We start from the raw sequence: 21511 nt of genomic DNA, 5'->3' as shown, positions 1-21511 counted from the left end.
TTTCCGCCCACGGCCGATAGATGACTCAAATATTCTCCAAATCCAGCCCGCGTGTTTTCGGACCGTAAATTCCCACTGACAGCATCACCATCAGCATGCTCAGCACGATAAAGGCGATCACGCCCTGACTGCCGGCGTACTGCAAAATGATGCCGATCAAAATGCTGCTGAACACCGTGGACAGGCGGCTAAAGGAATAGCAGAAGCCGACCGCACGCGCGCGAATATGCGTCGGGAAAATCTCGGTCTGATAGGCGTGGTAGCTAAAGGTCAGCCACGCGTTGCTGTAGGTGATCAGGAAGCCACAGATGATCATCAGCACCGGATTGGTTGCCAGCGCGAACAACGTACCGAACACCACGGTCATCAGGGAGGAGAAAACGATTTGCCATTTGTTCTCGAGCTTATCGGCGTAGCGGCTGCAAATCAGCGAGCCCAGCGGATAAGCCAGGGTGATAAAGAACGCATACAGCAGGCTGTGGGTCACCGTTGCGCCTTTGCCGGACAGCAGCGCAGGCAGCCAGTTACCGAAGCCGAAGAAGCCAATCGCCTGGAAGAAGTTCATCACTACCAGCATCAGCGTACGCTTGCGGTAAGCCGGGGACCAAATCTCGCTGAAGCGACCTTTTTTTGGCAACGCTGCTGCGGCATCGCTGTCAGAGAAATCTTCACCCGGCGCAATCCCGCAGCGTTTTTCCATCTCACTCAGCACCTTATGCGCTTCCTGATGACGGCCCTGCTGCGCCAGCCAGCGCGCCGATTCCGGCAGGTTTTTACGAATCAGCCAGATCACCAGCGAGCAAACCGCACCGGCGATCACCACCCAGCGCCAGCCTTCAAGGTTGAGAATAGTTTGCGGTACCAGCCACCATGACATCAGCGCCACGGCAGGTACCGACAGGAACTGGATAAAGAAAGAGTAGGCAAAGGCGCGGCTGCGCAGATGAGCAGGCACCCATTCGGACAGATAGGTATCAATGGTCACCAGCTCAACACCGAGGCCGATACCGACCAGGAAGCGGAACAGGATGATCATTTCAGCGCTCTGCTGGAAGGCCATCAACAGCGAGAACACGCCATACCATGCCAGTGCGCACATAAAGGTCAGACGACGACCAAAGCGGTCGGCATATGGGGCTAGCAGGCTGGCGCCGACGAACAGGCCGAGGAAAGTGGCAGAAGCAAAGGCAGCCTGGTCAGCAATGCCGAAGACCCCTTCCGAGCCGGTATGAAACACGCCAGCAGCCAGCAGACCAGAACTGATATAGCCGGTTTCAAACAGATCGTAGAGCTCAAAAAAACCGCCCAGCGCCAGCAGCGTAATAAAACGCCATAAGCCTGCGGATGAGGGCAGTGCATCGATGCGCCCGGCTAAGGTGCGGCGATCCGCTGCGATGTGATCGTTCGCCATCCCTGTCGAAGTGATTGTTGTCATTATTGGATAAACCTCGGTGTTTGCAGAACTCGCACGGTTTTATGGGTTTTAAAAATAATTAACCGTTAGCAAGCGAAGGAATAGCAGGATAATCAATTCATCGCGGGTTGCCGAGAGGGGCAACGGTGACATTTTCGCAATCTACGTTGCAGTTCACAGAAGTGTGATCGCCGTCCATGGCGATGCGATTAATGCAGGCTGGGGTAAACGCCCGGTCCAATCGGTAAACCCAGTGCGTACCATGCCAGCAGCAGGATGATCCAGCTGATAAAGAACACCACCGGATACGGGAAGATCAGCACATAATAGGTGCCAAGTTGCGCATCTTTTTGGTATCGCTGCAGGAATCCGAGGAACAGCGGCAGGAACGGTGACATCGGCGCGAGGGGCAATACGGCAGAATCCGCGATACGGAAAATCATCTGCGCGAAGGCCGGATGGAATCCGAGCAGCATAAACATCGGCACGAACACTGGCGCCAGAATCGACCAGATGGCTGAGCCGCTGGCAATAAACATGCACAAGAATGCCGACAAGAACATCAAACCGAGGAACGCGGGCGCGCCACTGATGCCGGCACTTTCCAGCATATCGGTCAGACCGATCGCCATGAATTTGCCCATATTGCTCCAGTTAAAGAAGGCGACAAACTGCGACAGCGGGAACACCATCACAATAAAGCCCGCCATGCTCTTCATCGGATCCACCAGCAGCTGCGGGATGTCATCGGCCCGACGAATCTGCTTCGTCACGGCGCCGTAAGCAATCGCCACCACAAAGAAGAACAGGATGATGATCGGCACAATGCCCTGAATAAACGGCGAAGGAATGATGCCGCCGGTTTTCGGGTTACGCAGGGGGGCATGTTCTGGCACCACCAGCAGGGCCATCAGGGCGATAAACACCAGCGCGGCAATGCCCGCAGCCCGCAGGCCCCGGTTCTCCAGCGCGGTCAGCGGCGGCAGGCGATCGTTGTTGCCGCCGTTCCACGCAGGAAGACGCGGCTCGACAAACTTATCAGTAAGGATGGCACCGGCAATCGTCAGCACAATCACCGAGCTGGCCATAAAGAACCAGTTATCGATCACACTCACGTGCACGGTATCGCTCACCGCTTTCGCCGCTTCGTTACTGATGCCGGAGAGCAGCACGTCGGTGGTAACGATCAGCAGGTTAGCGGTAAAGCCGGAAGCGACACCCGCGATAGCCGCCAGTAAACCCGCCACCGGATGACGACCCACGGCGAGGAAGATCAGCGCGCCCAGCGGTGGCATCACCACCAGTGCGGCATCCGATGAGATATGGCTGAAGAAGGCGATAAACAGCACCATATAGCTGGCGTAACGGCGGCTCACGCGTGAGGCCATCTTCACCATCAGCGATTGCAGCAGGCCGACTTTCTCTGCTAAACCCGCACCAATCACCAGCGCCAGAATTGACCCCAGTGGCGTGAAGCCGCTGAAGTTTTTGATGATGTTAGGCAGAATCCATTGAATCCCGGCCACGCTCAGCAGGTTGTTGACCCGCACCAGTTCGCCATTGGTGGGATTTTTCACTGCCAGATCGAAGTAGCTGATAATCGCGGTGGCGACCATCAATACCACGATCAAATAGACAAACAGTAAGAACGGGTTGGGCACTTTGTTGCCGACCCGCTCAATCCAGCTAAACAGCTTCCCTGGGCTGCGGTTCTCCGTGGTCACTTCCATCGGTTATTCCTCGTCATGTCTGTTGTATTTGCGCCCGTCATACTTCAAGCCGCAGATGCGTTGTCTGCGTGCGGGCACCCCCGTCACTGACTGATGTCAGCTCCTGGAGCTGCCCGCACTTGCCGCCTTACTGCGACTCGAATTATTTGGGGCTTTAGTTTTTATTTTTTTGTTTACTGCATCCGGGTTTGCGCCGGATTGAATCTTTTATGCCGCTAAGGCTTTTATAATTTTGATGGCGTCACATCTGCCGGAATCGGGCAGCTGTAGGGCTGTTCGCGGCGCACGCGCTGGAACTCTTCGCGGCAGCGCGCCAGCGCTTCCTGGTCCTGCAACAAGGTCAGCGCGGTGGCGGCCATCACTTTGGCGGCCAGACACATGCCTTTGTGGCCCAGCGAAGTGCGGCCCTGCGCCACCAGTTGCCAGGTGTGCAGCGGGGTACCAAAGGCGAAGCAAGGCGCAAAGCACTGCGCGGTTGGCGTCACCCAACTCACATCGCCGACATCGGTTGAGCCATACAGCAGCTCGCGCGTTATGGCATACGGTGCCACTTCATCCATCAAAATTTTGTCGCCCAGCGCCTCGGTCCATGCCACGCCTGCCTCGCCGCCGGTGCGCGCTGCGTTCAAACGCGCATTGCGCAGATCGTCCTTCGTTAGCGTGGCACGAATCTCGGCGGCGAACTGCTGCTCCTCCGCGCTGTACTCGGGCAAGCCAAACTGATGCAAGTTGCGCTCCATCACCGCTTCCAGCGCGCGATTCGGCACATAGTTGGAGCAGGCTTTATCGAAGCGCACCGTCATGGTGGTGTCGGTCATCAGGGCCGCGCCTTTGGCGATATTGATCACCCGCTGATAAATATCCTGTGCCTGATCGAGTTCTGGCGCGCGGATCAGATACAGCACTTCGGCATCAGCTTGCACCACATTGGGGGAAACACCGCCGGTGTTGGTCACGGCGTAGTGCACACGCGCTTCCTGCACGATGTGCTCGCGCAGGAAGTTGGCACCGGTGTTCATCAGGGTGACGGCATCCAGCGCACTGCGGCCCAGATGCGGCGAGTTAGCGGCGTGCGCGGCAACGCCCTTGAAGTGAAATGCGGCCTGGATGTTGGCCAGCGTGCTGAGGTTGAACATGCCGCTGAAGCCTTCAGGATGCCAGGTGACAGCGGCATCCACGTCATCAAACAGCCCTTCGCGCACCATAAAGGTTTTGCCAGAACCGCCTTCCTCGCCTGGGCAACCGTAAAAACGCAGCGTGCCGCGCTGGCCGTTCTCCGCCCACCAGGCTTTGATGGCGAAGGCCGCGGCCAGTCCGGCGGTGCCCAGCAGATTATGACCGCAGCCGTGCCCGTTGCCGTTTTCCACCAGTGGTTGTGGTGTGGCGCAGCCTGATTGCTGGCTCAAACCGGCCAGCGCATCAAACTCACCGAGGATAGCAATCACCGGTTTTCCACTGCCGATGCTGGCGATAAAGGCGGTGTCGATATTGCCGACGCCACGCTCGACGGCAAAGCCTTCCTGCTCCAGCGCATCGGCCAGAATGGCGGCAGATTGCGTCTCTTCAAAGCGGGTTTCCGGGACATCCCAGATGGCATCGCTAAGGGCGGTGAAGCGCGGCTGGTTTTCGTTGATGTAACGATCGATAAAATCGTGATGGCTCATCGCTGACCTCCAAACTGTGCCTGGTTCAGCGCCAGCGTCGCGAGGGTTTGCACCGCTGTGGCCATAATCGCTTCGTCAAAATCGAACTTCGCGTTGTGGTGGCCTGCCGCCAGATCGCAACCAAAGATCACATAGGATGACTGACCGCCACGCTGCTGCACGCGCTCCAGCATGTATGTGGCATCTTCCGAACCCGCCGCCTGCTTTTTGGTATCCACTACCGAGGTGAAAATCCCCATGGCATCGGCCTGCTGGTGGATAAAATCGACCCACGGCTGGCTTGGGGTACAGCTGCGTGCGCCACCCATTAGTTTGATGTCGTACTCAACGCCATACATCGCCGCCGCGCCGGAAATCACGCGCAGGGCTTGCTGATAGATGTCATCGTTAACCTGATTGCTGACGCCACGGGTTTCCACTTTCATCAGGGCATAATCGGGCACCACGTTGCGTCCGGAGCCTGCCTGCAGCACACCCACGTTGACGCGTGCGACACCGCCGCTGTGTTGTGGCAGGTTGTGCAGCGCCAGTGTAGCTTGCGCGGCGGCCAGCAAGGCGTTACGACCCTCTTCTGGTTTACCGCCCGCATGCGCGCCGACGCCAGTGAAATTGATGTCCAGTTTGGTGGTGGCCAGGAAGCTGTCGCTGCCGCAAACGATTTCGCCAGCAGGCACGCCTGTGCCGAGATGGATAGCGGTAAACAGATCCACATCATCCACCACGCCTGCGGCCACCATCGCTTTAGCGCCACGCACGCCCTCTTCGGCAGGCTGGAAGATGATCTTAATGGTGCCGCTGAGCTGATCTTTCATCTCCATCAACACGCCCGCCAGCGCCAGACCGATGGTAGTGTGGCCATCGTGACCGCAGGCGTGCATCATGCCGGGGTTGCAGGAGGCAAATCCTTCACGGGTAGGGAGGTGGTCGGCATCACGGCTTTCGTTCTGGTCCAGCGCATCCATATCGACACGGAAGCCCATCACCGGGCCGGGACGACCGGTCTCCAGCGTGGCGACTACGCCGCAGAAGCCGCCTGAGAAATGCGAGATCCACTGTGGCAGTGCGCCTTGCTCCAGTGCGCGGGCTTCCTGCTGTGCCAGCACCTCGTCAGAAGGCAAACCCATGCGTGCGTCAGCGTCGATCACGTCGCGCCCCAGCTTGAGCTGATAACCAAGACGATGCAGCTCTTCGGCCACTATCGTTGCAGTACGGAACTCCAGCCAGCCCGATTCGGCAAAATGGTGCAAATCGCGACGCCAGCTTTGCATCTGCGGAATCCGCGCGTTGACGAGGTCGGAGAGGGTTTTCATCGGCATATCCTTTGTGTTGGTTTTTTATGCATTATCCCGAATCTACACAATGGTATTGGTGCGCATAAGATGCGAATATCTTGTCACTGATAAACAACGGTTATCACAAAAATCATGCCTGCCAACCTCAAACTTCATCAACTGCGCGCCTTTGTCGATGTGACCCGCCAGGGCAGTATTCGCGCTGCCAGCCGCTTATCGGGACTTTCACAGCCTGCGCTGACCAAAGCGATTCAGGAACTGGAGCTGGCGCTTGGCGCACGTTTGTTCGAACGTCGTCAGCAAGGCGTCACGCTAACGGATATCGGTGATAACTTTTTTCGTCATGCCAGTCTGGTGCTGGAAGAATTGCGCGTGGCGCAGGAGGATATTCAGCAGCGATTGGGATTGGCAGGGGGGCGGGTGAATATCGGCGTGGGCGGCAGTATTGCGCGCACTATCATGCCGCAGGTGATCACCCAGTTTCATCGTGAATACCCGCTGGTGAAGGTGCGTATCGTTGAGGGGCAACTGGTGTCGATGGTGCATGAACTGCGTCAGGGCGCGCTGGATTTCACCATTAATACCTACGATCAACATCATCTGGATCAGGAGCTGATTTTTGAGCGGCTAATGGAGCGTGACTATCAGGTGGTGATGCGTAAAGGCCACCCGATGGCGCATGCCCGCTCACTGAATGAGTTGCAGCACTGCGACTGGACCATGCCGACCCCGCAGGGCAGTTATTACCGCTTGCTGCACGATCTGTTTGGCGAGCGCGGTATGGCACCGAAGATCGTGGTGACCTGCGAAACCTTTATGGCCTGCACCAGCCTGGTCGCCAAAAGTGATTTTGTCAGCATCATCTCGCGCGATGTGATCGAAGATCCTACGCACGGTGGGCAGCTCATTGCCCTCGATCTTGACGATCCGTTACCGAAAGCCACCTTCTATTTGATCCAGCGGAAAGACACGGCGCTGACCCCAATGAGCGCGTATATGGCTCAACTGTTCCGCCGCTATTGTCAACAAAGGTAAGAGTGCGGCCTGGCTCGCAGCTGATTATTTATTGCGCACTACACTTGCACTGGACGTTCCAATTGTGGAGAACTGACCATGCAAATCACACCTTATGTGTTTTACAACGGTCGCTGTGAAGAGGCGATCGCCTTCTATCTCGCGGCCACCGACGGCGAACTGCTGTTTAAAATGACCTTTGGCGACATGCCAGATGAAACCACCGTCGAAGATGAAGGTTGCCCCTCTGGCGTGACCTTCTCGCCTGAACAGATCATGCATGCCCATCTGCGCATCGGGCAGGGTGAACTGATGATGAGCGACGGTGCACAGCAGGCAAGTTATGCCGGATTTTCCGTGAGTCTATCCACGCCAGATGAAGCGCAGGGTAAACGTTGGTTTGACGCGTTGTCAGAGGGTGGGGAAGTGACGAAAAAGTGGGAACCGACGTTCTGGGCGCACGGTTTCGGCATGTTTACCGATAAGTTCGGCGTGCCGTGGATGGTGAATGCCTATAAGCCGCAGATTTGACGGGCAGGGTTTTACAGCCGGTCAGCCTACGTAGCGGCACAATTTAATGCGTTTCTGATAGCGATATTGCCGTTTCAGAAACGCGCGAAAATTGCGCCGCTAAGGAACTCGCTAATTAGAAGTTGTAACCCACGACCAGGTAGTAACCCCAACCGGTTGATTTCACTTCAAACGGACCGTTGCCGAAGTTCAGCTCCTGCCCATCCGCCCACTGACCGCCGTTATGGAAATAACGCGCCACGGTAGAAACGTGCCAGTGATCGTAGTTCAGCGAAAGAATGTGGCTGGACGCGATCGAGTTGCTGGTACGTGATGGACCGGTCTCATCGCGCAGGTCTGAACCCCAGTCGAAGTTGGTGAAGCCGATGTAGCTCAGCTTGCCGCCCCACAGATCGGTAATCGGCACAAAGTATTTCACTTTGAAGCGATAACCATCCCAGCTGTTTTCGTTCGCTGCACCGTAGTTCTGCCACTGGTATTTGGCATACACGTTCAGTGACAGACCGATATCGCTGTGGGTATCGATGTCGGTACCCAGACCCATGTACCAGGTGTTCTGACGCTGTGAAGCGTTGCGGCCCATGTCATAGATATAGTTGTTCGCGAAATACCACTCTTTAAACGGACCAAACGCCAGGCTGGTGCCGGTCAGTTTATCGATAGAGAAACGTGGCTCAATTTCCATGAACAGCGGCGAACCGTGGTCGAAAATACCGTTGGCGTTGCTGTTACCCACGCCAAAGAAGTTGGTTAAATCCGCATAGCCGTAAAAATCGAACCAGTCTTTTTTAGCAAAGGCTTCGTATTCGAGATACACGTCATTGTTGAACTGAGGTCCGAAGCGGGTGTGGGTGCTGCCCACCACGTTAACGCTCTGATGCCACCAGTCTGAAAGATACTGCGGATCGCTGTCTGCCGCTTGTGCCGCGCCGGTCCAGCTGCTGGCCAGTAAGGCCCCTGCTATCAATGCTTTAAATTTCATTATTTTATTAACCACATGCTAGTGATTGCTGCGGTTGCGCCGCAATCGAGTGAAATCGATCCCAGGGGATGGGCCGTGTGTTGTTTTTATCCGGTCTGAATCGCCGAATTTTCAAATGTGCGTAATGTGCCTGTAACAGAGCGATAGGAAATAGATTTTGATCACGTTTGTCAAAATGTGTTGCATTTTGATTCACTGAATATGTGATAATGATCACATAAATGCCATGTAGTGAACGGAACCCCGCAACCGTTTACGTTGTCGCGTTCAGTCACAAAGATCTTAGATGCGGAAAAACGTGTAGCGGCACGATTGAACGTGCGCCTTTGGAATTTGGTGGCGGAAAATACGTGGTTCATCGTGTAGGGCGATTTAGATGAGGAAAAGACGCAATACGTTGTGCCGCTACCGCGCTGGATATTCAAGGCGGTAGCGACACGTCGGTTATGGCAAGGTCACACGCACCTGCAGGCCGGAGATTTGTCCCTGGGCGTTATGGCAGTTCGACAGCGCGACCTGCATCTGATGCTTCTGCGCTACGCTGCGCACAATCGACAGACCCAAACCGCTGCCTTGCGCCTGTACATCTGGCGAACGGGTGAAGCGATCAAAGGCGCGTTCGATAAAGGACTCCGGCATGCCCGGCCCGTTATCGACGATATCCACCACGGTGTGATTGCCCACGCGATGCAGCAGCACATCTACCAGGCTGCCTTCCGGCGTGTGCAGCATCGCGTTGCCGATGAGGTTATCAAACAGGCTACGCAAATCGGAACGGCTGGCGTGCAGGCGATAGTGCGTGGTGCCATTAAAACCGATATCAATGCCGCGTTTATCGGCGACCACCATCAACTGCTCGATGCTCTCTTTCAGCAAATCATCGAGCTGGATGGTTTCCACCGTGGCCACCACTGACTGATCTTCCTGGCGCGAGATATTCAGCAACTGCGTCACCAGATGGCGCGTCCGCGTGACGCCAGCTTCCAGCTGATCAAACTGGCGACTGGCTTCACCAGGCTGAATATGCTGGCGCAGATTTTCCAGCTGCAAGGTGACAGCGGTGACCGGCGTGCGCAGTTCATGTGCCGCATCTTCAAGGAACTGTCGCTGCGATGACCAGGCTGCCCGTAGCTTATCGAGCAGAGAGTTATAAGCAGCCACCAGCGGTAGCACTTCATCCGGTAAGCCATCCGGCGATACCGAGTGTGGATGCATTGTTTCTTGTGCGGCAATCTGTCGCGAGGCAACGCGCAAATCTCGCGTGATGGCACGTACTACCAGCCAGATCACCAGCAGTGACAGCGGCATCATCAGCATTAAGGGAATGATGGCGGACAGCACCCGCTTCACCATCAAACTTTTCATGTAGCCGATGTTGTGTAAAACCTGAATATTACCGATTTCACTGCCAAGTTCGCCGGGGCGGGTATACACGCGCCAGTCACAGTCATCGCCACAGTCGCCGACTTTTAAATCGGACCAGCCTTTTTTTGCCTGCAGCGGCGCCTGTAAAGCAGGCCATGAGCTGGCACGCAGATGATTGTTGGTGTCCCACAGCTGAACGATGTAGGTGCTCTTCAGCTTCTCTTGCTGCATCACCATAGGCATCAGCGCGGGCATGCGCTGGCTGGAGGACCAGGCATCAGCAATCTTGGCGAGCTGATCGTCCTTCATGGTGCCCATCATGTCGCCATAACAATGGTAGAAATACCAGGTGACGCCGCCGATCATCGCCAGGTGCAGCAGCACCAGCGTGGCGAGCAGTTTGTTACGCAGGGAGCGCATAAAAGTGAAAGGTTTCATATTGCCGGTACTCGCCAGCCCAAACCGCGCACGTTGCGAATCACTTCGTTATCGAGCTTGCGGCGCATGCCGTGGATCAGCACATCAACGGCGTTGCTGGTGACTTCTTCACCCCAGCCGTAAATGCGGTTCTCTAATTGTTCGCGTGACAGGATGGCACCAGGGCGCTCCAGCAGAGCGTAGAGCAGGGCATATTCGCGGGCGGTTAGCTGTTCGCGTTGGCCTTTGTACAGCACTTCGCGCGTCATCATATCCAGCTGCACATCGCCACTGCCTAACAGGGAATCCGCCGCTCCGTGACGACGTCGGGTGATTGCACGCATGCGCGCCAGTACCTCTTGCAGATCAAAGGGTTTAAGCAAATAGTCATCGGCGCCGCTGTCGAGTCCCTGAATGCGTTGTTGCACCGTGTCACGCGCAGTCAGCACCAGCACGGGCGTCATATCGCCACGCGTACGCGCACGCTTCAATACGTGAATACCGTCTTCCCGCGGTAAACCGAGATCGAGCAGCACGCAGGTATAACCGCCTTCGGCCCAGGCGTTGGTGGCAAATACGCCATCGCGCACCCAGTCCACCGACCAGCCCGCCGCTTCCAGCGCCTGCTGCAAGTTGGCGCCAATCATTTCATCATCTTCTACCAGCAGCACACGCATAGAGTTCTCCCAAACTGATGGACGCAGTGTAGCGCCAGATAATTAGGCCAGAATTACCCTCCGTCATACTTCCCGCTGCAGAGGCGTGAGCTGTGAGCGTTCACCCCCGTTACTGACTTATGTAAGCGCCTGAGGATTCACGCTCTTGCTGCCTTTCTGCCGCTGAACTTATTTAGGCGGAGCACCCATTTCCCCCCTTGCTAATTCTGCGCTAATTTTCTGCTAATTAAGGGATAAATTTAACGCGCTACAGTGACTGCACTGGACATATTGTCGAAGCAGGAGGTTCCCATGAATCAGCGCGAATTTATCCGTAGTTTGCTGGACTGGATTGAAGACAACTTAGGGCACGATTTGCATCTGGATGAAGTAGCACGCCGCTCGGGATACTCCCGCTGGCATCTGCAACGTCTGTTCCGTCAGCACACTGGTTTTTCTCTGGCAGAGTACATCCGTCAGCGCCGGTTGACTGAGTCCGCGCTCACGCTGATCAACAGCGATGAAGCGATTCTGCAGGTGGCGATGAGCTACGGGTTTGATACGCAGCAGGCGTATACCCGCACCTTTAAGAACTACTTCAGCGTCACGCCGGGTCAATTGCGTCGTCAGCGCCGCGTTGAACAGGAACGTTTGTTGTTCCCGCTGGCGGTGGCCAGTTGATTGATGACGCTGAAATTGATCTGCAAAGTAGACGTAGCGGCGCAATTTATTGCGCAGTAAATCGCGAAGGGATTGCGCGATAAATTACGCCGCTCCACCCCGTTCGCTGATTAAATTCGGTGCTTATTGCGGCTTTTACTTTTAAGCTGCTGTTCTCCGTTTGTTACCCACCAGAGAACATGGACAACAGCGATAATCTCACCGCCATGATGCTGTTTGCGCGCGTCGTTGAGCGGCAAAGCTTTAGCGAAGCCGCGCGAACCTTAGGTGTCTCTAAATCGCATGTCAGTCGCGAAATCGCGCGGCTGGAAGTGCGACTCGGCATCAAACTGCTGCAGCGCACCACGCGGAAAGTGGCGTTGACCGAGCTGGGTCAGGCTTACTATCCGTTTTGTACCCGCATGCTGGAAGAGATGCACCGCGCCGATGCGTTTGTGCAGCAGGTTCATCAACTGCCCGCGGGTAATGTGCGCTTACAGGCGCCAATCACCTATGGCTGCCAGTGTGTCGTCCCCACTCTGAATGACTTTATCCGCCGCCACATTCATATCAACGTCGATCTCGACCTCACCACCAGTGACGATCCACAGCCCAGCGCAGATGTGGCGATAGTGATTCGTGCGCGTGCGCCGGAAGTCGCTAATTATCGCGAACTGAGCACCATCGAGTGGGGACTCTATGCCACGCCGGATTATCTGGCAGCGCATCCCGCTATCGACCATCCAGAGCGCCTGACACGTCACGATTTGTTACTGTTCCACGGACCCGCGCATACGGCCGCACTGCCGTTTCGCCGCGATAAACAGCGGCTGGCGCTGGATGTGCATAGCCGTTTCCGCGCCAATAACAGCATGGCGCTGCTGAATGCGGCGCTGGCCGGCACCGGCATCGCTTATTTGCCAGCGTATATGACGCAAGAGGCGCTGGGGCGCGGCGAGATCCAACAGGTGTTGCCTGAGTGGCAAATGGATCGTTTACACAGTTATCTGCTGCTCAAAGAGCAGCCGCAACCTTCATCCCCCGTGACGTTGCTGTGTGATGCGTTAATTAATGCCTTGAGCGGCAGTTAATTGTTGTTGCCTGACAACAATATTACGCTGGTTGGCAAATATCTCTCTCTCCCTGTTTTATGTCGTGCTCCGCTGTTAGCCTGCTAAAAAAGCAAAAACAGGGAATGACTATGTCGCAATCATCAACAGTGTTAGCGCCTGAGCAGCAACACTGGAAACGTAATTTGTTTGTCTGCGTGCTGGGTTCGTTCAGCACCATTGTGGCGATGACGTTGCTGCTGCCGTTTCTGCCGCTGTATGTGCAGCAGCTTGGTGTGCAGGAACCTGCCGCGATTGCGCGCTGGTCGGGGGCTGCGTATGGTGCCACTTTCCTCAGCGCCGCGTTAACCGCGCCGTTGTGGGGCAAACTGGCGGATCGCTATGGCCGCAAACTGATGTTGATTCGTGCCAGCCTCGGAATGGCGATTGCCATGTCGCTGATTGGCATGGCGACGGCGCCGTGGCAACTGGTTGCCTTGCGTTTGCTGGCGGGATTGTTGGGGGGCTACGCATCGGGTTCAACCATCATGGTCGCGGCGCAAACGCCAAAAGAGCAGACGGGTTGGGCGCTGGGCGTGTTGTCTTCCGGCATTATGGCGGGCAACGTGGTGGGGCCACTGCTGGGCGGGGGGTTGCCACCGCTGATTGGCATTCGCCATACCTTCTGGCTGACCGGCGCCGTGATTTTCCTCGCCTTCCTTGCCACCACCTTTTTATTAAAAGAAGCGCCGCGTCAGCCGGGTAAAAAGACGGTGCAAACTCATGATGAGAGTGAGAAGCCGGTCAATCTGCCACTGGTGCGACTGATGTGGCTGTCAGGCATGCTGCTGATTTTTGCCAATATGTCGATTGAACCGATCATCACGCTGTATATCGGTCAGTTCGTGCAGGGCGATCATGCGATTACGGTGACGGCGGGCGTGGTGATGGCGGCGGCTGCACTGGGCAGTATTCTCTCTGCGCCGCGTTTGGGGCGCCTGGCGGATCGGGTAGGGCATGGCCGCGTGCTGGTTTACGGCCTGGTCGTTTGTGCGCTGTTGTTGATCCCGCAGGCGTTTATCACCCAAGCCTGGCAACTGGTGCTGCTGCGTTTCCTGATGGGCATGGCGTTGGGCGGTTTGATGCCGTGCGTGACGGCGCTGATTCGCCACAATGTGCCGCAAGGGCAGGTGGGGAAAATGTTGGGGTATTCGACCTCGGCCCAGTATGTCGGTCAGGTCTCAGGTCCGTTATTTGGCGGGTTTGTCGGTGGTGCTTTCGGCATGCGGCCAGTGTTTCTGGCGACCTGTGTGATCATGGCGCTGTGCGCGCTGTTAAATACGCGGGTGTTAAAGAAGCCGTAACGGCGACAGTCATTGCGATTCGAACAACCTTTAGCTTCTTCATAATGACGCGATACGCCAGAGCGCAGGCAGTGAGACAATAAAAAAGGCGGGCTTCGCAGCCCGCCTTTGTCACATCAAACCAGAAACTTATTTAGCATCTGGCAGTGCGTAGGCAATGACGTAATCGCCCAGCTTAGTACCAAACGAACCGTGACCACCTGCAGCAATGACAACGTACTGCTTGCCATCCACTTCATAGGTCATCGGCGTTGCCTGGCCACCGGCTGGCAGACGTGCCTGCCACAGCATTTCCCCGGTGTTGGTGTCGAACGCGCGCAGATAGTTATCGGCAGTCGCACCAATGAAGAACACGTTACCGGCCGTGGTAATTGGGCCGCCCAGCATTGGCATACCCATTTTGAACGGAACCGGAACCGGCGCGCTGTCGCGAACGGTACCAATACGTTTTTTCCACACGGTTTCGTTGGTTTTCAGGTCAACCGCTGAGACATAGCCCCAGGCCGGTTGTTTACATGGCAGACCCAACGGAGACAGGAACGGATTCAGCTCAACGCCGTACGGTACACCGTACTGTGGCTGGATACCGGTTTCAGTACCTGAACCGCCTTTGTCATCGGCTGGTGGCTCGATCGGGTTGCCCGGACCGCGTGGCACCAGTTTAGAGACAAACGGCAGCGCCATTGGGTTAGCAATCGCGATCTGACGATGAGGATCCACCGCGATACCGCCCCACTCGAACATACCGAGGTTACCTGGGAACACCAGCGTACCTTGCTCAGACGGCGGCGTGAACGGACCTTCGTAGCGCAGACGCTTGAAGATCACGCGGCACACCAGTTGGTCGAACATGGTCGCGCCCCACATGTCCTTGTCCGTCAGATTGTTCTTCGGACGGAAGGTCAGTTCGGAGTACGGCTGAGTCGGAGAAACGTGGTCACCTTTCGCGGCGCCCTGTGGCACTGGGGTTTCCGGTGCGGGGACAACCGGCTTACCGGTACGACGATCCAGGACAAAGATGTTACCGGTTTTGGCCGGGGCATAAATCACCGGAACGGTGTTGCCATCTTTGTCGGTGATATCGGCCAGCGTCGGTTGTGACGGCAGGTCCATATCCCACAGATCGTGATGCACGGTCTGATACGACCACATCAGCTTGCCGGTGGTGGCGTTCAGTGCCAGTACGCTGCTCGCGAAACGTTCCTGGTCAGGCGTACGGTTACCACCCCAGATGTCTGGTGTGGTCACGCCCATTGGCAGGAATACGGTATCCAGTTTTGGATCGTATACTGCCGGTGCCCAGGAGTTCGGCGAGTTCATGGTGAAGGTATGTTCATCATCTGGAATCGCGTTGGGATCTTTCGCGCCCGGATCAAACACCCACAGCAGTTTACCGGTATTCACATCAAAGCCACGAATAGCGCCTGACGGTTCACGGGTTGAGTAGTTATCGGTGACCGCACCGGCGATCACGATAGTGGTATCCGTGATGATCGGTGGTGAAGTCGGCTCATACTGGCCTGGGGTCAGTACCGGCTGTTTGTGCTGCAGATCCAGCTCACCGTTGTTACCAAACGCGGCACAACGCTCACCGGTTTCGGCATCCAGCGCGAACAGACGACCGTCGTTCACTGGCAGATAAATGCGACGTGAACACAGCGCAGGCTGGGTGTTAGACGCATCCGCTGCTGCTGGCATTTCATGGTAAGAGACACCACGACAGGTCACATGCTGGAAGGTTGGATTCGGTTTTAAGCCCGGATCAAATTTCCACTTCTGCTTACCGGTTTTTGCATCCAGCGCGAACAGAATCTGGTGCGGTGAGCAGAGATACAAGGTGTCGCGGATTTTAATCGGCGTCACTTCGTCGGTGATTTCACCTGGGTCGTTCGGGGTTTTCAGATCGCCCGTCTGGAACTGCCAGGCTACCTGCAACTCTTTCACATTACCGGTGTTGATTTGCTTCAGTGGAGAGAAGCGCGTGCCTTGCTGGTCACGCGCGTACGCAGGCCAGTCAGCATCCTTGATGTTGCTCAGCGGCTGCGCTTGCGGGGCATTATCTGCCGCCGCTGGGATTTCACCGTTCAGCTCCTGCGGATCGTGGAACACTGCCCACGCCAGCACCAGCACGCTGGCAATCAGCGCAACGGCCATCAGACCCAGTGCGCCTTTGCCTGCATGATTCAGACCGCGATACACAAACGGCAGAATCAGCCAGATGCCGAAGATCACCAGCACATCGGTACGAGGTGCCAGTGCCCAGAAGTCGAAACCGACTTCCCAAACGCCCCACACCAGCGTTGCCAACAGCAACAGTGCATACAGCATGATCGCTGCGCCGCTACGGCGCCACAGCAGGACAGCGGTGATCAACATAATCACACCGCCAATAACGTAGTACCAGGAACCACCAATTGCGGCTAGCCATACACCGCCTACCAGCATAAATGCGCCTGTGAGCAGTGCGAACAGCACCGTCAAAAAGCGAATCACGCCAAAAGATGAGGAAGCTTTCCCCATAATATTAACCTCTTTCTTTGCCATAAACTTAAAAGGAAACAACGCATTAGGTTGTTTCCCGACATAGAGTACGAAGTGACTTAAAATGTTCGATCGCAGCGCTTCCGTTACGCCAGATGATCCCTTTGCGTTAAATTTTATCTTAAAAACGTTAACGGGTTTGATTTTTTTAGTGCTTTGCGCTTGTGGAATGGTAGTAGTGCGACATTTTATGAGGAGATTCCAACGTTATGCCCGAAGAGATCGGGACATAACGGCAAGAGGCGGCATTTCGTGTAAGCGTTTACACTTCAAACAGGGTGTTGCTGGTGCGTTGTTCCTGCCAGCCAGAAAGTTGCAGGTCTTCATAGACTGACAACGGCAGAGTTAATTGCGGAGTGCGTAATATCACCTCTGCTTCTCTTTCACGGCAGGAGCCAAGCAAAAATGGAAAGCTGAACTTGAGATAATTATCCTGGAAGAATTCGTCGTTCAGAACAATTCCCCTGAAGGGAAAAGAGGCAATATTCTTCCAGCACGTTCCTGGCGGAGCCAAATCATAAAGCCAGAATGCGTGATGCTGTGCGGCTTCTCGCAATGCCGCTTCATGCTTAACTAAACTGGCATAATTGATAGCAAGGGAGACATTTTCCATTTGCAGGCTGGGATAATTTTCTGGCGCCTGTAAAAAGCGCGCAAGACTATTTCCCACTAAAGGGATAATTATTCGTTCGGGCGCATCGGGCAACTGATTGTGCAGTGAAATTATGTTGCTTCCGTTAAGTAATGCTGTGCTTTCCTGTTCACAATGCATAAAGGGTGCTGAATAACACACGCCCATCAGTGCCCCGTCGAGGCGACGGATACGCTCAGTAACATAAGGATTGTATGAACTGTTTTCCATTTATCTCTATGAATAAATTAATTAACTGGAACGTCTTAATTATTATAAGGACGGCAAGGTTGCTGTGATCTTTACGCTTCCAATATAGACCGAATTGTTTGTTAAGGTCACCTTTTTTAGCTGTCTCTGATAGAGAGATATGGCGGCTAAAAGATGTATTTAATATTGAGTTATTGGAATTTCTGGAATGATTCAGATATTTTCAGGTGAAAACAATCAGCCTGCTAATATTCAGAACTCTATGCTTAGTTAAATTTTAGATAAGCAACTGTTTTTAAAGCGCACGGCTAGCCATTGCTTGCCAGCGTCAGATGTCGCACTCTGTGGCCGCAAAATGATAATGAGAGTCGGTAAACGGCTTTTCACCAGGCTGGTGCAATGATGCTGGCCGGAAGATGATTTAGGATGGGATAAAATATGGCTTCACTGTTATCCGCAGCAGAAGACTCTCTGTTGCGGCACAGGTCGTTTGTCGCCTTCTGGCTGGCGCGCACCTGTTCATCGTTTGGTTTCCAGATGTTCTCCGTGGCGGTTAGCTGGCAAATCTACGCCCTTACGCACAGCGCGATGGCGTTGGGGATGATTGGCCTGATGCAGTTCCTGCCTTCGGTGTTACTGGCTCTGCCGGCCGGCCATCTTGCCGACCAGTTTGATCGCCGCCGCATTGTGCTGGTCGGGCAATTGATTGAATGGCTAGCTCTGCTTGGCCTGGTGGCACTGACGCTGATGCACTGGGCGGATAAAATTGAAATTTGGGGACTGGTGTTTCTGATCTCCGTGGCCAAAGCGCTGGAGTGGCCGTCGATCACGTCGATGTTGCCTGCGCTGGTGCCTCCACCGATTCTCGCGCGTGCCATGGCGGCGAGTTCCGTGGGCGGTCAGGCAGCGGTGATCGTCGGCCCAACCCTGGGTGGCCTGCTGTATGTGGCCGGTCCCGAGGTGGTTTACGGCGTCTCAGCCCTGTTTTATCTCTTCTCTCTGGTGCTGGTTAGCCGCCTTCGCTATGAACGTCCACCTCAAACGCGGATGCCGATGAATCTCACCACCATGTTTGCGGGCGTGCGTTTTATTCGTGAGCGCAAAGATGTGTTGGGTGTGATCTCTCTCGATCTGTTCGCCGTGCTGCTGGGAGGTGCTACCGCGCTGTTGCCGATCTTCGCGCAGGATATTCTGCATACCGGCCCCTGGGGATTGGGCATGCTGCGCGGTGCACCTTCTGTAGGGGCGCTCATTGTTGGCGTGTGGCTCAGCCGTCACAAGCTGGAAAAACACGTCGGCATGATTATGTTTGGTTCGGTGGCAGGCTTTGGGGTCGCCACGCTGGTGTTCGCGCTCTCTACGCAATTGTGGCTCTCTCTGCTGGCGCTGGCCGCGCTGGGCGGGTTCGATATGGTGAGCATGGTGATTCGCGGTGCGCTGGTACAGCTGGATACGCCGGATGATATGCGCGGTCGCGTGAATGCGGTCAACGCCATCTTTATTAACACCTCAAATCAGCTGGGCGAGTTTGAGTCAGGCTTGCTGGCGGCGTGGATGGGGGCGGTGCCTGCCGCAGCACTTGGCGGTATCGGCACGCTGGTGGTGGTGGCGGTGTGGATGACGATTTTCCCGCATCTGCGCAAACGGCAGAAGCTGGAGAATGAAAACGCAGGTTAAGTGCCAACAAAAACCGGCTCGCGGGCCGGTTAATGATGTCACCACTCTGCACTGCCATGAAAAGCCCCGCGCAAAGGGGGATCTGCGCGGGGAGGTTGACCTTATACGGTCGCGGTTTTCCCCAGGCTGGCGTCAAATTGTTTCCAGCTGTCTGTCATATCCACCACGGTTTTCGATTTTCGTGCTTCATCGATTTTGATCGCGGTCAGACCCGCTTCCAGTGCATCCACCACGGATACTTTCAGTGGCGTTCCCTGTTTAATGTGTTTGACGATCTCTTCAGCCATCAACGCATCGGCACCATAGTGACCGTCATAAGCATTGCCGCTGTAGGTGGTATCGACTTCGCGCTCGCCGGTACGGGCGTTGTGTACGCGGAAGTAGTTACGCACAAAGTCGCCCTCGGCCATGCCGTCGGTGCCCATCACGCAGAAACGACGAAATTCATCCGGCACGTTGAGGTTGGCGTGGAAGGCGAGAGTTGCGCCATTGGCGTATTCGATCAGCGCCGTCTGGTAATCGACGATATCGGCGTCGCCGTCAAACACCGCATCCGTGCTCGACCAGCCGCTGGGCTTCACGTGATACACCTCTGATTGCGGCGTGACAGCCCCGGTGGGTGCATGCTGCGGGGTGAAGTTCTTACGTCCACCAAAGCTGGCAACGCGCACCGGGCGTTCACCGACCAATCCCTGATAGAGATCGATGTCGTGGCAACATTTTTCCAGAATATAAGGGCCGGCGTATTTTTCCAGACGTCGCCAGTCGCGCTGGAAGAAGGCGCCGTGATAAGGCTTGATGTGTTCAGTGGCTTCGATTGAGGTGATTTCACCGAGACGATTTTCATCGCGTGCGCTCAACAGATCGTGATACAGCGGTGAGTAACGCAGAACCAAGCCGACCAGAATGCGCTCATGCCCATATTGTTGTACCAGTTGTGCCATCGCCATGGTTTGTTCTTCATTGATCACCACCGGTTTCTCGGTAAACACGGTGTAACCGGCTGCCAGCCCCTGCCGAATATGCTCAAGATGCATAAAGTTGGGTGACCCTACCAGCAACAGATCGAAACCACCGTGCTGGAGTAGCGCATCCACGCTGTCGAACGCCTGCCCGGCATCAATGCCGAAGGTGTGAAGATTTGGCAAGCCAGCGGGAGCCGGATCGACGTAACCCACCACGGAGAACTCTGCGTCAGCTTTGTTGAACTCTTTCACCACATGAGAAAGACGAAAGCCCAGACCAATAATGCCCACTTTCATGTTGTACCCCTGAAGCCCGTTGCTTGTTAGCTGCCCGACCCATCAGGCTGCTGATAATCTGACCATTAACTTATTACGGCAGAAAAACTAATGTCAATCCGTAACGCCGATCTCAAATTGGTACTTTTTGTTATCTTTATGTTTTAAATGAATATTAATTAACTATACGGAATGCGTATTTATTTATGATTGCGATTTAAGTTTTTTTCCCCTATCTTTCGCACATCTATAAGCATCATGCCGTTCGTGGCAGGCAGGAGGAAGCGCGTGCAATCACTTTTGCTGGGTATTGATGGCGGTGGTACACACTGTCGCGGGCGCCTGACGGACCACGCTGGCCACGTGCTGGCGGAAGCAACGGGCGGGCCCGCCAATGTCTGGTCGCAGTATGATGCCGCCATCAACGCCATTGAATCGGTCATCGACACGCTCTTTCAACAAGCGGGGCTGGCTGCTGATGCGCGTGACCGCACCCTGCTGGTGGCGGGTTTGGCGGGTGCCAATGTGGCATCGGTGCATTCACGGCTGCAAAGCTGGCAGCCTCGTTGTCAGGCGCGTTATCTGTTTACCGATGTCGAGATCGCCTGCGCGGGTGCGCACGATGGTGCACCAGGCGCGGTGCTGATTGTCGGGACGGGCAGCCAGGGCGCAGCCTGGGACGGCGCGCAGTTTACCCTGCTGGGTGGCTGGGGTTTTGCCCTGTCAGATGCCGGTTCAGGCGCCATCCTTGGACGCCGTGCACGGCGCTTAGCGTTGCTGGCGCACGAAGCTATCGTGCCTGCTTCGGCGCTGACTGAACGTATTATGGCGTTGCATCAACACAGTCCGGAACAGATGTTACTCTGGTCACAGCAGGCAACACCCGCCGAGTGGGGCAGCGTGGTACCTGAAGTCTTTGCCGCTGCACAGCAGGGCGATCCCCATGGTATTGCGCTGGTGCAGCAGGCCGCTGCCGATATCGTGCAGATGGTGCAACCCTTGCTGTCACGCAGTCACGGCAAACAGCTCGGAAGCGCGTCGTTGAGGGACAGGGTGGACGCCCCGCGCACGCG

The 21511-nt window shown here is 55.6% G+C and carries 17 protein-coding genes; 7 read left to right on the top strand and 10 right to left on the bottom strand.

From position 1 onward, the window contains the following. Positions 1-25: 25 nt before the first annotated feature. The 4 genes from H7A81_RS08410 to H7A81_RS08395 all read right to left on the bottom strand — a co-directional run bounded on the left by H7A81_RS08410 (position 26) and on the right by H7A81_RS08395 (position 6118). Entirely contained in the window at positions 26-1435 is a 1410-nt protein-coding gene (locus H7A81_RS08410) for an MFS transporter (RefSeq protein ID WP_182057232.1), read from the bottom strand. 188 nt (positions 1436-1623) lie between these two features. After that, positions 1624-3144: a p-aminobenzoyl-glutamate transporter gene (abgT, locus tag H7A81_RS08405; protein WP_182057231.1), complete on the bottom strand. Its 1521-nt coding sequence runs from the start codon at positions 3142-3144 to the stop codon at positions 1624-1626. Between the two features lie 224 nt (positions 3145-3368). Further along, positions 3369-4808: a M20 family metallopeptidase gene (locus H7A81_RS08400; RefSeq protein ID WP_182057230.1), complete on the bottom strand. Its 1440-nt coding sequence runs from the start codon at positions 4806-4808 to the stop codon at positions 3369-3371. Beyond that, positions 4805-6118 carry an amidohydrolase gene (locus H7A81_RS08395; RefSeq protein ID WP_182057229.1) on the bottom strand — a complete coding sequence of 438 codons (1314 nt, stop codon included), beginning with the start codon at positions 6116-6118 and terminating at the stop codon, positions 4805-4807. The genes H7A81_RS08400 and H7A81_RS08395 overlap by 4 nt, the downstream gene beginning before the upstream one ends. 114 nt (positions 6119-6232) lie before the next feature. On the opposite strand from H7A81_RS08395, the gene H7A81_RS08390 reads away from it, so the two are divergent. Both H7A81_RS08390 and yjdN read left to right on the top strand, forming a co-directional pair. Further along, positions 6233-7135, top strand: coding sequence for a LysR family transcriptional regulator (locus H7A81_RS08390; protein WP_182057228.1), 903 nt, complete (start codon positions 6233-6235; stop codon positions 7133-7135). 78 nt (positions 7136-7213) lie between these two features. Further along, on the top strand, positions 7214-7645 hold the full coding sequence (gene yjdN, locus H7A81_RS08385; RefSeq protein WP_034826811.1) for a VOC family metalloprotein YjdN: 432 nt from the start codon (positions 7214-7216) through the stop codon (positions 7643-7645). 115 nt (positions 7646-7760) lie between these two features. Here yjdN and H7A81_RS08380 read toward each other — a convergent pair whose 3' ends face one another. From H7A81_RS08380 to H7A81_RS08370, 3 genes are all read right to left on the bottom strand, one after another. Further along, positions 7761-8627 carry a nucleoside-specific channel-forming protein Tsx gene (locus H7A81_RS08380; RefSeq protein WP_034826809.1) on the bottom strand — a complete coding sequence of 289 codons (867 nt, stop codon included), beginning with the start codon at positions 8625-8627 and terminating at the stop codon, positions 7761-7763. A 444-nt stretch (positions 8628-9071) separates the two neighbouring features. After that, the gene (locus tag H7A81_RS08375) at positions 9072-10430 is read right to left on the bottom strand and encodes a HAMP domain-containing sensor histidine kinase (protein ID WP_034826807.1); all 1359 of its coding nucleotides are present in this window, start codon (positions 10428-10430) and stop codon (positions 9072-9074) included. Next, complete coding sequence (locus H7A81_RS08370) at positions 10427-11086, bottom strand: response regulator (protein WP_034826805.1); 660 nt, start codon at positions 11084-11086, stop codon at positions 10427-10429. The genes H7A81_RS08375 and H7A81_RS08370 overlap by 4 nt, the downstream gene beginning before the upstream one ends. A gap of 291 nt (positions 11087-11377) precedes the next feature. Here H7A81_RS08370 and H7A81_RS08365 point away from each other — a divergent pair, with 291 nt between their 5' ends. The 3 genes from H7A81_RS08365 (at position 11378) to H7A81_RS08355 (ending at position 14138) form a co-directional block, all read left to right on the top strand. Continuing rightward, positions 11378-11746 carry a helix-turn-helix domain-containing protein gene (locus H7A81_RS08365; RefSeq protein ID WP_034826803.1) on the top strand — a complete coding sequence of 123 codons (369 nt, stop codon included), beginning with the start codon at positions 11378-11380 and terminating at the stop codon, positions 11744-11746. Between the two features lie 179 nt (positions 11747-11925). Further along, a complete protein-coding gene (locus H7A81_RS08360; RefSeq protein ID WP_034826801.1) occupies positions 11926-12816 on the top strand; it encodes a LysR family transcriptional regulator in 891 nt (296 codons plus the stop codon). Positions 12817-12926: 110 nt separating this feature from the next. After that, entirely contained in the window at positions 12927-14138 is a 1212-nt protein-coding gene (locus H7A81_RS08355; RefSeq protein WP_182057227.1) for an MFS transporter, read from the top strand. A 129-nt stretch (positions 14139-14267) separates the two neighbouring features. On the opposite strand, the gene H7A81_RS08350 is transcribed toward H7A81_RS08355, so the two are convergent. Further along, a complete protein-coding gene (locus H7A81_RS08350) occupies positions 14268-16658 on the bottom strand; it encodes a glucose/quinate/shikimate family membrane-bound PQQ-dependent dehydrogenase (protein WP_182057226.1) in 2391 nt (796 codons plus the stop codon). Between the two features lie 283 nt (positions 16659-16941). Further along, positions 16942-17541 carry a hypothetical protein gene (locus H7A81_RS08345; protein ID WP_182057225.1) on the bottom strand — a complete coding sequence of 200 codons (600 nt, stop codon included), beginning with the start codon at positions 17539-17541 and terminating at the stop codon, positions 16942-16944. Between the two features lie 417 nt (positions 17542-17958). Here H7A81_RS08345 and H7A81_RS08340 point away from each other — a divergent pair, with 417 nt between their 5' ends. Beyond that, complete coding sequence (locus tag H7A81_RS08340; RefSeq protein ID WP_182057224.1) at positions 17959-19197, top strand: MFS transporter; 1239 nt, start codon at positions 17959-17961, stop codon at positions 19195-19197. A gap of 101 nt (positions 19198-19298) precedes the next feature. Here H7A81_RS08340 and H7A81_RS08335 read toward each other — a convergent pair whose 3' ends face one another. Next, positions 19299-20459: a Gfo/Idh/MocA family protein gene (locus H7A81_RS08335; RefSeq protein ID WP_034826793.1), complete on the bottom strand. Its 1161-nt coding sequence runs from the start codon at positions 20457-20459 to the stop codon at positions 19299-19301. A gap of 267 nt (positions 20460-20726) precedes the next feature. Here H7A81_RS08335 and H7A81_RS08330 point away from each other — a divergent pair. Then, on the top strand, positions 20727-21511 hold a 785-nt coding region (locus H7A81_RS08330; protein ID WP_182057223.1), incomplete at its 3' end, for a BadF/BadG/BcrA/BcrD ATPase family protein.

The organism is Pantoea sp. ME81, assembly GCF_903970985.1.
Taxonomy (GTDB): Bacteria; Pseudomonadota; Gammaproteobacteria; order Enterobacterales; family Enterobacteriaceae; genus Pantoea; species Pantoea communis.
This window is presented reverse-complemented; position numbering and strand designations above follow the sequence as displayed.